This is a genomic window from Pseudomonas sp. P106(2024), from assembly GCF_057480815.1.
On sequence record NZ_JBLIYU010000005.1, the window covers coordinates 45706 to 59715 of the forward strand.

At 65.6% G+C, this 14010-nt stretch carries 11 protein-coding genes; all 11 read right to left on the reverse strand.

Annotated features, from left to right (window positions below):
* Positions 1–56: 56 nt before the first annotated feature.
* From AC25M7_RS10610 to AC25M7_RS10660, 11 genes are read right to left on the reverse strand one after another with little or no spacing between them, the layout of a single operon-like run.
* Positions 57–1127, reverse strand: coding sequence for a hypothetical protein (locus AC25M7_RS10610; RefSeq protein WP_028688800.1), 1071 nt, complete (start codon positions 1125–1127; stop codon positions 57–59).
* A 23-nt stretch (positions 1128–1150) separates the two neighbouring features.
* Complete coding sequence (locus AC25M7_RS10615; protein WP_486971013.1) at positions 1151–2971, reverse strand: hypothetical protein; 1821 nt, start codon at positions 2969–2971, stop codon at positions 1151–1153.
* 3 nt (positions 2972–2974) lie between these two features.
* Entirely contained in the window at positions 2975–4267 is a 1293-nt protein-coding gene (locus AC25M7_RS10620; RefSeq protein WP_486971014.1) for a hypothetical protein, read from the reverse strand.
* Positions 4268–4285: 18 nt separating this feature from the next.
* Positions 4286–5209, reverse strand: a complete 924-nt coding sequence (locus AC25M7_RS10625; protein ID WP_197866207.1) for a hypothetical protein — start codon at positions 5207–5209, stop codon at positions 4286–4288.
* Positions 5210–5266: 57 nt separating this feature from the next.
* Positions 5267–7654 (reverse strand): hypothetical protein, encoded by a 2388-nt coding sequence (locus AC25M7_RS10630; RefSeq protein ID WP_486971015.1) that lies wholly within the window; start codon positions 7652–7654, stop codon positions 5267–5269.
* 10 nt (positions 7655–7664) lie between these two features.
* Positions 7665–8807, reverse strand: coding sequence for a hypothetical protein (locus tag AC25M7_RS10635; RefSeq protein WP_486971016.1), 1143 nt, complete (start codon positions 8805–8807; stop codon positions 7665–7667).
* Positions 8786–10231, reverse strand: coding sequence for an alkaline phosphatase family protein (locus tag AC25M7_RS10640; RefSeq protein WP_486971090.1), 1446 nt, complete (start codon positions 10229–10231; stop codon positions 8786–8788). The genes AC25M7_RS10635 and AC25M7_RS10640 overlap by 22 nt, the downstream gene beginning before the upstream one ends.
* Positions 10221–11453 carry a metabolite traffic protein EboE gene (eboE, locus tag AC25M7_RS10645; protein WP_486971017.1) on the reverse strand — a complete coding sequence of 411 codons (1233 nt, stop codon included), beginning with the start codon at positions 11451–11453 and terminating at the stop codon, positions 10221–10223. The genes AC25M7_RS10640 and eboE overlap by 11 nt, the downstream gene beginning before the upstream one ends.
* On the reverse strand, positions 11450–12334 hold the full coding sequence (locus tag AC25M7_RS10650; protein WP_028688808.1) for a TatD family hydrolase: 885 nt from the start codon (positions 12332–12334) through the stop codon (positions 11450–11452). The genes eboE and AC25M7_RS10650 overlap by 4 nt, the downstream gene beginning before the upstream one ends.
* Positions 12335–12369: 35 nt before the next feature.
* Positions 12370–13143, reverse strand: a complete 774-nt coding sequence (locus AC25M7_RS10655; protein ID WP_207852117.1) for an EboA domain-containing protein — start codon at positions 13141–13143, stop codon at positions 12370–12372.
* Positions 13140–14009 carry a UbiA family prenyltransferase gene (locus AC25M7_RS10660; RefSeq protein WP_371349976.1) on the reverse strand — a complete coding sequence of 290 codons (870 nt, stop codon included), beginning with the start codon at positions 14007–14009 and terminating at the stop codon, positions 13140–13142. The genes AC25M7_RS10655 and AC25M7_RS10660 overlap by 4 nt, the downstream gene beginning before the upstream one ends.
* Position 14010: the final 1 nt, after the last annotated feature.

The following is a 14010-nucleotide window of genomic DNA, read 5'->3' on the forward strand; positions in this document are numbered from 1 at the left end:
GCACTGTATCTCAGGCTCAGGATGGAGCCTGAGATACAGCGGTCAATCGGCCGCGCTCAGGAGGCCGATGCAGCCACTTGCAACTGCACCCGCCGAAGCCTGCCAGTCAACGGCACCACCTCGCCTCCCGGTGTCGGCAGTGCCCGCCCCACCAGCCCCATGCCTTCGCTTACCAGCACCGCATCCTTTACCAGGCACAAGTTGGAAGGGGTGTCCAGGTCACGGGCTAGCACGGTCACCTGCTGCGTTTGCAGATTGCAATGCAGGAGCCGCCCGCTGAAACGGGTAAAACCGCCATGCCGCGGTTCGCCTTGCCAGTCGGGCGTCAAGGGTTGCTGCAGGCTGTCGCAGAGCTCCAGCACCAGCAGGTTGCCGTCGCGGTCCAACGCCAGGCCGGTGGGCAGCTGCAGGCCAGCGATCACGATGTCGATCCGGCCACTGTCCGGCCAAACCCGGATCACCTGGCCTGCCTTGTCGGCGAAGTCGATGCCCCGGCGACCTGGATCATCGTGCAGCTCGCCGGAGAACAGGCTGATCAGCACCGCGTCGGTGGCCGGCTCGTACACCAGCGTGACAGGCACGGCCTCCTGGCCTTGGTCCAGTTCGGGCAATGCCACCAGCACATGCTCCTGCTGGCCGTCGGCGAACTCCACCAGCTGGTTGCTGTCGGGCTTCACCGCCAGCCAGCTGCGACGGGTCGGGTGGTAGCACAGCGCATTGAGGTTGCCGTGGCTGTGAAACACCGGCTCGGGCGGCGTGAACCGCAGGTCCAGCAGCCGCGAGCCGCCGACGTAGTCGGTCTGGCTGGCCAGGCAACGGCCATCACCGCAGGCGATGTCAGACAGGCCCATGATTTCGTCGCGCCACATGCGTGCCTGCATGTTCATGGCGCGAAAGCCTTGGGCCACGGTTTCCCGAGGCAGGTAGGCGCCGGGGGCGCGCGGGTCCGGTCGCAGCCGGCTGATGCGGCCGCTGAAGGCCTGTGCGGCCAGGCCCGAGCCGGCTTCTGCCAGCAGCAGGCTGCCATCGGCCTGCAGGCAGACGCCGCGGGGGTTGAGCAGGCCCTCGGCGATGAACGTGCTGGACCGCAGGGTTTCCTCAGGATGTATCGGGACAAGCACAGGCATGGGAGCTCTCCGTGAACAATAGGTCAGTGCGGCTGCTGTGGCGGCTGCCAAGGCTCACCGGTCAGATAGGCACGCAGCAGCGCCCGCTGGCTGGGCGACATCGAGCGCACCACCGGCATGAACAGCGTGGTGTTCTTGTAGGCGTCCGCGGTGCGGGCGAGGATCGGCGCCTTGGCGGCCATGATCGCGTCGGGCTGGTTCAGCGGGACGTAGCGGGACATGGCGGGGAAGGCCAGGTAGTGGAACCGCAGCACGTTGGGGTACACCTGCTGCCAGGTGACACGGCTACCCCTGGGGATGCCGAAGTCGGTCTGGGCGAATTTGCGGAAATTGGTGAAGTAGCCGCCGGCGGCCAGGCCGTTGACGCTGTAGCTCAGGGCGACGAAACCGGCCTGCCCAGCGGTGCCGGGCCTGACCTTGACGGGCACGCTGACCGTGAGCTGGCCGGGATTGACGGGCAGCGAGTCGGGAACATCGAGGAAGTCCCAGTTCTGCGGCGAGCCGTATGACGGGCCCGAGGGCGCGGTGCCAAGGTTGATCTTGCAGGGCGTGGTCACCGGACCGCCCAGGTAGCGGACCTGCAACGTGATCGACAGGCCATTGGGGTAGTCCTCGGTGTAGACATTGCGCTGGTCGGCGTAGACCCGATAGACCGACTCGCACGCATGCAGCAGGGTCCCGGCGACCGCGCCGGGCGCATCGACGTGCAGGACCGAGGATTTCGCTGCCTGTTGCTGGCTGGGGTTGAGCGGCAGGTCGACGATACCGCCATACACGTAGTAGTTGAACAGCGGATTGCTGTTCGGGTCGAGGGTGGCCAAGGGAACCGCGCCGGCGGTCAGGGTGACCGGCCCGTAGTTGGCGTTGGGCCCAATGGGGCTGGTGATGTCATCGCGCACGGCCCTGAAGGTCTGCTTCGGAATCAGGTTGATCATGTCGACGCTCAGCAGGCCATTGTCGCCCAGCTCGGCATAGGCCGTACTGCCGGTGCTCTGGTTCACCAGCTGGCGACCGGCCTGGCAATTGAGCGGTTCATTGGCGAAGGCCGGGGCCAGGGTGCCGATGACCCGGCCGATGCTCGGGTTGGGGGTATAGCGACCGGCGGCATAGTCGGCGTCCAGTTGCGCGGTGGTCATGGCCGGGCACATCTCGAACATCACGAAGCGCAGCACGATCCCGGTTGCTCCGGGCGCCTGGATGATCGCCCGCAGGCCCGGGCTGTTGCGGTTCCAGCTGACGATGCTGGTGAGCGGGAAGGTCAGCTGAAAGGTGCCGCTCAGGCGGAACGAGCCTGGTGCATCCATGGACGTGGGCAGGAGCACGCGCTTCTTCACATCCAGGCTGCTGCAGACGGTGTTGCCGTGGATCAGCAGCTGGATATTGCTGCTGGCGCCGATCTGCAGGCCACCGACGAATATCTGCGTGGTGGTGGTCGAGGTCGGGTCCAGGTCCACCATCATCGGCCCGGAGACCGGCGCCTGCCCGGTCACCGGGTCCACCGAGCCGAGCAGGTACACCGGCTGCCCCACCAGGTCGCCGGTGGTGCCGACATTGCCCGGGCTGCCCTGGGAGCTGATCAAGGCGTTCTGCAGGTCGACGACATGCTGCCCGTAGTGGTTCCAGCCGCCGGCGGTGTAGTAATCACCCGTCGGGGCATTGAGCATCGCGTTCAACTGATCGTCGGTGAAGGACTGGGCACCCGGGGCCAGGGTCGAGGTGGTCAGGTCGAAGATCGGCCACTCATCGTTGCCCTCGTAGGGAATGGTGGGCGAGTTGTTCGGCAGGCTGACATCGGTACGGATGCCACCCCAGAAGTTCAGGCGCGGGCCATTCAGGATGCTCATGGTTCAATCCTCGTCCTTGATGGGTTTGCCCAGGGGGGAATGGGCGAATTTGAACAGGTAGGAGTAGTCGGACTTGTAGGGGCTCTTCACCGGCGTCGCCATGGAGTGGCAGTTCATGCAGCTGCTGTTGGGCTGGATGTAGCTTTCCATGGTGACGTTGGCCGACAACGCGGGCGTCGGCTGGCCCAGCGGGTTGCCGGGGTTGTCGGGCATCAGCGGACGCTGGGTGGTGATCAGCTGGTAGTACTTCAGCACGCTGCGTTGCAGCCCTGGAGCGGCGCGGTAGCTGGCGTTGACCTGCTGGGTGACGTCGGCGATCGGGGTGACCCGGTTCAGCGGGTTCGGGGTCTTGAAGGTGGTGCCGGGACGGGGCACGCAGACCAACTGCGTACCCTGGGTTTGCCAGTTGCAGGGCGACTGGTTGAGGCTGGCGGCGGGCGCTGCGGGGTTGAAGTAGGCGTAGGCGGTGCCAGGCACCGGCTGGTCCACCCACTGGCCGTTCACCAGCGCCTTGGGTGGCACGTTGTCGACCTGCTCGAAGGTCGACCAGATCCACTGCGGATAACCCTTGGCCTTGGTGATGACGTGCAGGCCCACCAGCCCGAGGAAGGCTTCGGTGACCCCGTTGCGCCGGCCCTGGTCGTCGAAGGTGGCGATCCGCGCCAGCATGGTCAGGTAGCGGCTGGCGTTGTCCCGGGGTCCGAGGATGCGCCAGCTCGACTTGATCTCGATGACCCCGTAGGGGAACTGGATGTTGCGCGCCCGGGAGACGATATCGGCGTTATAGAAGCGGTTGCCGACGATGTAGTTGTAGGACGCCTCGTTGGCCGAGATGTCGTAGTAGGTCGGGTTGCCGGCCTGGTCGATCAGCCAGCCGCCGACGGCCTGGTCGATGGCGTTGACCAGCGAGCTGTTCTTCAGCGCGGCGATGTTGATGATGCCCAGGCTTCGAGGGCCCAGCGGGCTGTTCCAGGGGCCCGGATCGGCGCCGCCTGGCAGGAAGATCTCGTCAACGGTCTTGTAGGTCTGCCAGACGGTGTAGCCGGCGTCCCCGGGTTGCCGGGTGCAGTCCGGATTGCCGCGTCGGCGGTCCTGGGCGGGCCAGTTCAGGGCAATGAACAGTTGCCAGCTGTACTGGTCGAACTGCGCCTGGCCGGCCGTGGGGGCCGGCGCACTGGCCGGTGGCTGGCAGTTGAGCTGGGTGGCCAGGTGCGCTGGCAAGGCCTGTTCCCTGGCCAGCGCCGGCAGGCAGGCCAGGCCCAGCAGCAGCACGGAAAAACGCATCATCGGTTTCATGGCGATCCCTCGCATGGCTCAAGGTTTGCGTTGCATCAGCTGGTTCCACTGCGCCTTGTGGCCGTTGCTTTGCGCGGCGGGTGGCTCGAACAGCTGGCAGGGCGGCGGGTTTGCCGGGCACATGGCGGCGACACGCGCCCAGGTCTGGGCCGGGTCGGGCTTGACCATGCGAAAACCGGTGTAGTTCTGGCTGACGATCGGCGCATTGGCGACGCTGGCGTCCCCGGAAAAGTAGAACGACTGCGGTTGCCGGTAGGGCGGTTGTCCCGAGGCTTTGCGGTAGAAGGCATAACCGAACAGGATCGGCCCCTGGGGCGAGTCCAGGTCCAGGGCGTAGGCCTGCACGCTGGCGCCCAGGTGCTGGCTGCGCGCGGCGCTGTAGGGCAGGTGCTTGATGAAGTCCTGGCGCGGCGGATGGTTCATCGGCGAGAACAAGCAGCAGGCCGGCATGTCCTTGGGGCGGTCCTGCGGGTAGGTCAGGAAGTACGCCTTGTTGCCCAGCGAGACGAACGAGCAGGTGTAATTGTTGTTGCGGATCGGGAAGATCGGCAGGCAGTACTTCTCGTAGTGCTCCATCATGGCGCCGAAGCCGTCGCCGTCCGGCGGAATGTAGGTGGTGTCGTAGTAGCTGGTGCCGCGAGAGACCGTGTAGTCCGCCGGACTCAGGGTGGCGGGCGGGTTGCTGTAGGGCGGCGGGTTGTTCTGGTAGTTGCGCATGACCCGGTACATGGTCCAGTCGCTGATCCAGTACGCCGGAAAGAACGGATCGGACGGGTCGCTCGGCGCGCGCTTGGCGATGCAATTGCCGTTGCTCGCATCGCAGCCCAGGGAGTTGTGCACCCCCATGGTGAAGTAGACGGCGCTGTCGTCCGCCTGGGCGACCAGCGCAGGGCACAGCAGCAGGATCAGCAGCAACAGTCGGTCGAGGATGCGCTTGTTCATTGGACACTCCTGTGAAGTATGCCGGGTGACAGCCGCGTCACCCGGCGGTCCTTGTGGTCAAGCCTGCGGGTAGTCGCTCATGCTCAGCGGGATGGGCGGGTAGTTGCGTTTCACCAGGGCCTGCGCCCAGAGCTCCAGCACCGCCCGGCGGCTTTGCGGCATGTCGCGGGTGATCGGCATCGCCAGGGTGCTTTCTTCCTGGTACTGCTTGCTGATCAGCACGATGAGCTGGTCCACGGCGCCTTCTATGCGCGCCAGCGAGTTCAGCGGCATGTACTTGTTCATGATCGGGTACATGTAGAAGAACGGCTGCAGGATGAACGGGTAGATGAAGCGCTGCCAGATCTGCTGGCCGGCATCCTGCTGCTGGTAGACCAGGTTCCAGGCATCGACGAACGCCTGCTGCATGTCCGGCTCCTGCGGCAGCACGCGCAGCGGCGCCAGGAAGTCGGTATAGGCCTGTGACAACTTGAAGCTGAACGGAACCTGCGGCGCCTGCCCGCCCTCATGCACGAAGAAGCGCAGGGTCGGGAAGCCCGGTGCCACGGCCTTGACGGTCAGCAGGGCAATCCCGTTGGCGTCGGTGGTGATCTGCGTGGTGCTGTACTGCACGTTGCCCTTTGGCTCATCCTTCAGCGAGCCCTGGCCCTGGATGGGGTTGGCGAACGCCAGGCTGGGACTCAGGGCCACCGAGCCTGGCGTGGGCAGGTACTGCTGGTAGCTCACCGGCTTCATGCCGACGGTCGAGTCGGCGGGGTGGATCGCTGTGAGCCGACGCCCCGTGCCTTCGCTCAGCTGGCGGGTGAGTGACGGCGTACCGACAAACTGTGGCAGGTTGGGAGTATTGTTGGCGCGGTTGTCCGGATCGTCGAAAAACAGCGTGAAATCAGCCTGGTTGCTGAACGCCAGGTAGTAGTCGGTGGTGCACATCATGTAGGCGTTGTTGTACTCGGCCACCGTCAGCACGGTGCCGGCCGGCGCGGGCAGGCCGTCGTACTGCACCATGATCTGCAAGGTCTTGCTGTCGCCGACGTCGATGAAGCTGGCACTCTCGACCACCTCGGCGGTCCACATCTGCTGGGTCGCCGCCTGCACAGGCGTCGCGCCTTGCTGCTGCAGCTCAAGCGCGCCGCTTTGCAGCTGTTTCTGCGCCTCGGCGCTCAGCGGCAGGTCGAGGATCCCCGAGCGTTTGTCAAAGGCTGCCTGCTGGTAGTCGTCGTAGCCGAAACTGGCCAGCGGCGTGAACTGCCCGCCTTGGCGTATCCCCAGCTGGTAGTTGCCAGCGTTGAACTTCGCCGCTACCGGTATCTTGGCCTGGGCATCAAGCGCATAGCTGGGGAACCCGTTGAGCAGGTCCAGCGACAGGGTGTTGTCATGCACCTGTGCAGAGATCACGCCCAATGTCATGGCTTTGAAATCCACGCCGTCCTTCTGCAACTGCACCGGCGTGCAAGGAACCAGCCGCCGCCCGGCCGGCGCCGTGGGAAACTCGTCGTCGAACCACAAGCCCAGGGTGCCCGCGGTACGGCTGTAGGCAGGGTTGAAGAAGATGCTGCCGACATTGTCCAGGCCCTTCTGGTACATCTGCTGAACATTGGCCAGATCCGCCGGTGTGGTGGAATGGGTATTGATGGGCGGTTGGTCGTTGAAGACACCGTTCTTGTCGTAGCAGGTCAGGTAGGTGGAGAAGCGGAACATCAGCCCCTTGGCGTTCTGCTGTTCCATTTGTTGCTGCAGGTTCTGCAGCAGTTGCGAGTTGCCGATCACCCAGCTCAGGTTCTCTTTCGGGAAGCAGGTCTGCCAGGTGGTGGTCACGTAGATCAGGCCACCCAGGCTTGCCCAGTTGAAATTCAGGAAACGGTCGAGCATGCGGTGCTGGCGCTTGAGGGTCAGGCCGCACTGGGCATCGCCCAGCACCAGCCGGTCGAAATACAGCGCCGTGAAGGTGTTCTGCCAAGGGCTGACGTCGACGAAGCGGGCCGGGGTGGGGGCGTCGCTGCCGAACGGGTTGCCGAACAGGTTGTAGGTCTGGTTGATCAACGGGTCCTGGCTGACGTAACCCCCGCCGGGCAGTTCACCGCCGGTGATGACGGAGGCCGTCGCCGGGATGGTGGGGTCAGCCGGGGTGTAGTTGACCGTGCCGCAGGCGTTGTCACCGAACAGGTTCCACTCGCCGGGGATCATCACACTGGGGTTCTGCGCGACGTTGCCCGGCACCTGGGTGACATACTCGGGGGCCTCGAGCAGAATCTGCGGGGCGATCACCCACGGCATCAGCTTGCTGGCGGCATTCGCCGGGTTGATGCCGTAGTACTCGAGGAAGCGCCAGTTCAGGCGCATCTTCGAGGCGTCGTAGAGTGGAAACATGTCGTTGTTGTTGGCGGTCGGCGGATTCCAGTACATGTGGCCGCCCAGGTAGATGCGCGGAAAGTTCAGTACGCTCATGTCTTGCTCCTTAGCGTTGCCACTGGGCGCGTTTCAGCGACCAGACAAAGTCCAGTTTGTTGTATCCGGCGAATTCGGACGCCGGTACCGGGGCCGTGGGGTAGACGATGCCGTCCTGCTGCTTCTGGGCGAAGTTGAAGTAGCCCTTGGTCTTGGAGTACGCCGCCGTGCCGTGGCAGGCGAAGCAGGACGATTGGCTCTGGAAGGCCGACTCGAGCTGGGAGTTGGCGAGCAGGGTCGGATTGGTCTCGGACTGGGTGCCGATCAGTTCGTACTGGGCAAGCTGCGGGTACTGCGCCTGGAAGGCGGTATTGGTCGTCTGCGCCGCCGGCGTCGGCCCGGTGCTGTTGCTCATCGGGGTGGGCGGAATCGCGTTGGTCACGGTGTACTTGCCGTTGTTGCGATTCTCGAAGGTGGTCCAGACCCATTGCGGGTTCAGCTTGTTGACCACGTGCAGGCCGCTGAGCGCGGCGTAGCCGACCTGGTATTGGCCGTTGTCCTGCTGGTAGTAAGCCTGGGCGATGTAGTAGCCATCGTCTTGCAGTTGCTGCTGGTAGCTCGGGTCGTTACCGATCCACAGCCAGGCGGCCTTGAGCTCCCAGGCGGTGGAGGGAAAGTCCAGGTTGCTGGTCAAGGCGGCCTGGCCGTTCACGTTGTACACCTGTTTCTGCACGATGTAGTCGAAGGTGTCCTCGCCCATCAACAATTGGAAGCGCACCGGCTGGCCCTGTTGCGCGGTCGGTACCGCGCCGCCCATCTCGAGGATCAGGCCATCCACCTGCTGGACGGCGTTGAGGTTATGGAACGTGCGGTTGAGGTCCAGGCCCTGTGCTTGGGCCGCCAGCAACACCGGAGCCGGCACCGGCTGGCTCTGGCCCCAGGGCAGCGGCGCGGCGCCATTGCTCAGGTAGACCTGATCCGAAGGCTTGAGGGTTTCCCAGACCCGGTTGGGGCTGTTGGACTCGACCGGCTGGTTCAGGCAGACGAACCAGTTCCAGCTCATGGTTTCAGGCCCCTGGGCGAACGCCTGGCGGGCCTGGTCGACGTTGCCGCCGAACTGCATGAACTGATTGCAATCGAAGCTGTTGGTGCCCTCGGCCTGGACCAGTCCGGCCAGTGCGCTGAGGACGGTTATTGAGAGGGCTCGCCGCATGTGTGCTCCTTGGCATTGGCCAGTTCGGTGTAGGGGTGCCCCAGAAAATGCTGCAGGAGCAGTTGTTTCACCGCCGTTGCCGCAAGGCGCTGCGGCAACGGCAGGTCACAATTGGTGATGAGCAGCGGGCCTTCCCGCTCACTGGCGGGCAGCCGGCCATGGCTGCCGCGCACCAGCGTGGTGTCCAGCGGGATGAGGTCCATGTAGTAACGAAAGCCGAGCTTTTTCTGCAGCAGGCGGCGCGCCACCCTCAAGCGGGGGAAGCGTATGGCCGGGTCGATGAACAGCTCCAGCGGGTCGTAGCCGGGCTTGCGATGGATGTCCACGGTGCGGGCGAAGTCCGGTGCCTTGCGCGCGTCGAGCCAGTAGTGATAGTCGAACCAGTGACCGGCGGCGGCCACGGCCACCAGCTCGCCGCTGCGCGGGTGGTCCAGCTGCCAGGCCCGCTGCTCGGTCTTGTCCAGTACCCGCTCGATGCCGGGTTGGCGCTGCAACAGTGCCTTGACCCTGGCGATGTCCACGCACTGGCGCACATAGATGTGTGCGATCTGGTGATCGACGACGGCGAAGGCATCGCTGGCACCGGGGTCGAGCAGTTCCCAGGTCAATGACTGACGCACCTGCAACAGGCCTTCGGCGCGCAGCAGGCGATTAATGGACACCGATTGGCTGACCGCCTCGATGCCGTATTCGGACAGCAGCATCACCGCCGCACCTTGTTCCTCGGCGAAGCGCAGCAGGCGCCCGACCTCGTGGTCGATGGCCCGCACTTCGTCGGCGATCGACGGATGACCCGGCCCTAGCCGTTGCAGGCAGTAGTCCAGGTGCGGCAGGTAGACCAGTTGCAGGTCCGGGTGATCGAGTTGGAACTCGGCGATGGCGCAGTCGACGATCCAGCGGCTGGAGGCAATGCCGGCGGCCGGCCCCCAGAACGCCGGGAACGGAAACTCGCCGATCTGCGCCTCGATCCGCGCATGCAACGTTGCCGGTGACGAGTACAGCCCGAAAAGCTTGCGGCCATCGGCCGGGTAGTGCGGGCGCGGGGTGATGGCGGCGTCCACGTCCGCGTACATGTTGTACCACCAGAACAACTGGCTGCAGCGAAAGCCCGGCAGCTCGCGCTTGAGCGTCTGCCAGACCTTCTCGCCCTGGATCAGGGCGTTGGGCTGCAACCAGAAGCGCACCTCGGCCTGGTCGCGAAAATACCAGCCGTTGCCGACGATGCCGTGCTCGGCCGGTGACAGGCCGGTGAGGATCGAGGCCTGCACCGTGGAGGTGATGGCGGGAAACGTCGGTTGCAGGCTGGCCATCCTGGCCGATTGCAGCAACCGGTTGATGTGCGGCGTTGCCGCGCCGAGCAGCGCGGGCGTCAGGCCGACCACGTTGATCAGCAGCAACGGTTGACGTGGCGAGTCAGAGGGCATCGGCATGCACCTCCCGCGCCTGGGGTTGCAGGAGGCGGCGCTGGCGCAACTGCTCCTCGACCCAACGCAGCTCGTCGCGGATGCCCCGGTGCTGGGCCTGTTCGTCGCTGGGTCGCACTGGCGCGGGCAGTACGCCCCAGCTGTAGGTCTCCACCTCGAGCACCGGGCGCACATCCTCGTGCGCGGCCAGGAAATCGAAGGTCTGCGCCAGGGCCATCTGGCTGCCGCCGAGTTCGGGCAGCAGCAGGTGTTCGCTGAACAGCGGAATGTGGAAATGAACCCGCAGCTCAGGGTAGCGCGCAGGCTGCACCGCACAGGCGGCGAGCGCGGCCGGCAGGTCCGCCCAGCATTGGATGCGGCCCCGGACGTCGCGCGCCTGCACCTGGTGCAGGTAGGTGGCTTCGGCAAAGCTGCCCAGCACGTCGAGAACCTGTACGCAGCGACTCGGATCGTCGCTCGGCAGGCGGCAGATCATCGCGTTCGACAGCTGGATCTTGCCGATGGGCACCCCGGCCTGGCGCAGGCTTTCCAGAGACTGCCGGCAGTCCTCGAACATCACCGCCTGGTGGCAGACGTCGAAGCACAGCGCCAGGTACTCATGATGCGGGTCGCTGGCTTGCCAGTGGTGGAAGAAGGCGATGGCCTGGTCGGTGGTCTGCAGCACGCAGTCCGGCTCCATTTCCAGGCACATCACGATCCTCTTGCCGGTTTCCTGGTGCAGCCGGGCCAGTGCCGCCGTGAGCTGGCGCAGGTGTTCCTCGGCCTGGTGCTGCAGCGTCGGGTTCCAGTGGGCGGCGTAGCCCAGCGGCACGCTGGAGATCGCCCCCTGCGGGCACGCCGGCGGCAGTGCCTCGGCCAGCAGCCGCGCCAGGTCCAGGCTGTAGGCCAGCCGTTGCGGCTCGGCCCAGCTGGGCAGGTAGACGGCCGCCTTCACCGCGCCCTCATGGAACTGTCCATAGGGGAAGCCGTTGAGTGAAGTCAGGCGTAGCCCGCTGCGCCGCAGCAGATCGAAAAACGCCCGCCGTTTCGGCGGCTCCCGCAGTTCGCTTGCGGCTGCCGCGCTGATCCACAGCCCGCTGTCCTGCTGGTCGAGCCCGCGCAGCCTGCGCACGCCCTGGAAGTGCCGGTCGATGGCGACGCGCAGCGCGGGCAGGTCGCGGGCCGGGTGCACATTGGCGCAGTAGCCGAGCTGCGCGGCGGTCCAACCAAGGCCCAAGGTCATTTGATCACCGGATCCTGGCCGCGCAGGGCCGAGTTTTCCTGCCAGCGGCGGCGCTGGTCGATGGGCAGCGGCGTGGCGACCTGGGCCTTGTCCAACTGGCCGCTCTGGGCGAAGAAGTCCACCGGGTTGTCGAACAGCACCTGTTCCACCTGGGCCTCGCTGAAACCGGCGGCCAACATGGCCTGACCGGTCTTGGGCACCTTCAGCGGATCGCTGATGCCCCAGTCGGCGGCGCTGTTGACCACCATCTTCTCGGTGCCGTATTCCTTGAGCAGGGCCACCATGCGCTGCTCCGACATCTTGGTGTTGGGGTAGATGGAGTGGCCGCGCCAGCAGTCGCTGTCGAGCACCAGCGGCAGGGTCAGTTCGTTGAGGTGGTCGATGATCACCAGGTGCTCGGCAATCCCCACTTCGCGAATCACCGCCAGGGTGCGCTTGGTGCCGCCGATCTTGTCGCGGTGCGGGGTGTGTACCAGCACCGGCAGGTTGAACTGCCGGGCCAGCTCCAGCTGGAGCGCGAGAAAGCGGTCTTCTTCCGGTGTGATGTCGTCATAACCGATCTCGCCGACGGCAACCACGCCGTCCTTGACCAGGTAGCGCGGCAGAATCTCCAGCACTTCGTTGGCCACCGACAGGTCGTTGGCTTCCTTGGGATTCAGGCCGATGGTGCAGAAATGATGGATGCCGAACATGCTGGCGCGAAAGCGTTCCCAGCCCAGCAGGGTATCGAAGTAGTCGACGAAACTGCCGACGCTGGTACGCGCCTGGCCTTGCCAGAACGCCGGCTCGATCACCCCGGTGATACCGGCGGCGGCCATGTTCTGGTAGTCGTCGGTAGTGCGGCTGACCATGTGGATATGCGGGTCGAAATACTTGGGCATGGTGAATCCTCTTCAGGGGAAGGCGTCGTCGGGCATCAGCTCGCGTGGCGGTCGGCCAGGTGGTCGTGCCACGCCGGCGGCAGGCGTTGTTGCTGGTGAAGGCCGAGCAGGCGCTGGCGTTGCGCCGGGCTGAGCAGGTCGAAGGCGATGGCCAGGTGCAGCCCAGGCGAGACCGTGCGGGCGGCCGCGAGCTGCTCGTCCAGCAGGTCGAGGGCCAGTTGGTTGAGCGAGACGCCGTGGCGCTGTGCCAGGCCGACCAGACGCCGCACGTCGAGCCCCATGCCGAGTGCCTTGAGCACCAGCTGGTGGAAGGCCCGCTCCGGGTAGTGGCGGGACGGGTAGGGGGTGTCGAGGGCTAGGGCTGCGAACACCTCGCTGTTGCTGGTGCGCCCGGCCTGCAGGGCCAGCGGTACGCACAGCCCCGAGCTGTCGATCCAGTCGAGGGCCTTGAGCAGCGCGACTTTTTCCTGGTCGTCGCCCCACAGGAACAGTTGGCGCAGCAAGGGCAACTGACCGTCCTGCGGCTGTTGCCCGAGGACCTGGGCCAGCAGCAAGGCGCGCGCCAGTTGCAACTGGCTGCAGTGCTCATCGTCACGCATGGCCCGTTCGCGGATCCTGCGTTTGCACTGGCCGCTGAGCAGTGCCGCGGTATTGGCATCCGGTGACTGCCCGAGGCGCTCTTGGGCCTCGTGCCACCACTGCAACTCGATCGGTTCGAGTTGCGCGGCCAGGGCCTGGTGCCGTGCGGCCAGGCAGTCGTGGCGCATCTTGAGCGCCGCCGTTGTCGACGTAGCGATATCACTGTTCATGTCGGTTTGATCCAGCGCTGTAGGTGTGGAAGCAGGAAGAACACCAGGACGCACAGCAGGCTGCCCAGGGGCTGGTCGGCCACTGCCAGCACCAAGGCATCGAACAGCGGCAGGGCCGCCAGCCCCGCGCCGATGAAGGCGCGCACCTGGCGGCGGCGCGGATCGGCCAGGTGCAGCCAGTAGTGCCAGCCCAGCCAGCCCAGCCACAGCAGCAGCACCGGCCAGAACCACAGGGTGTCGGCGTAGCCCGCCAGGGCCAGCGGGCTCAGCATCAACACCAGCGGCAGGCGGCTGAGCAGTTGGTTGAGGTGCTCCTGGCGCGCCAGGTAGGTCAGGCCGCTGATGTACACGCCAAGCAGCAAGGCGCACAGCCAGATGGGCTGGGTCGGCATCGCCAGGCTGGCCGCCGCGGTGAGGTAGAGGGCCGAGCGGCAGGCGCCCATCAACCAGACGCTGTGGGCGTATTTTTTGTGCAGCAGGTTGTAGCCGAGGATGCAGCCCACCAGCAGGGTGACGCTGGCCAGCAGCCAATGCGGTTGCTCGATCAACCGGCTCAAGCCCAGGGCTGCGGCGGCCGCCAGCAGCAACGCCAGCCAGGTGGCCAGGCGCACCTGCCGACGGCTTACCAGGCCCAGGGTGATGGGTCGTGGGTTGTGGTGCTGCTGGTCCCAGTCGGCATCCAGCAAGTCGTTGAGCAGCATGCCCGCCAGGTACAGCAGCGACAGCATGGCCAGCAGCAGGATCCACACCAGCGAGGAAGGTGGCGCCAGGGCTCCGGCGCTGCTGGCCAACAATGCGGCGGCCAGGGTGTTGGTCCATACCGTGGGCAGGTTGGAAACGCGGCCGACGGTCATCCAGGTCTTCATC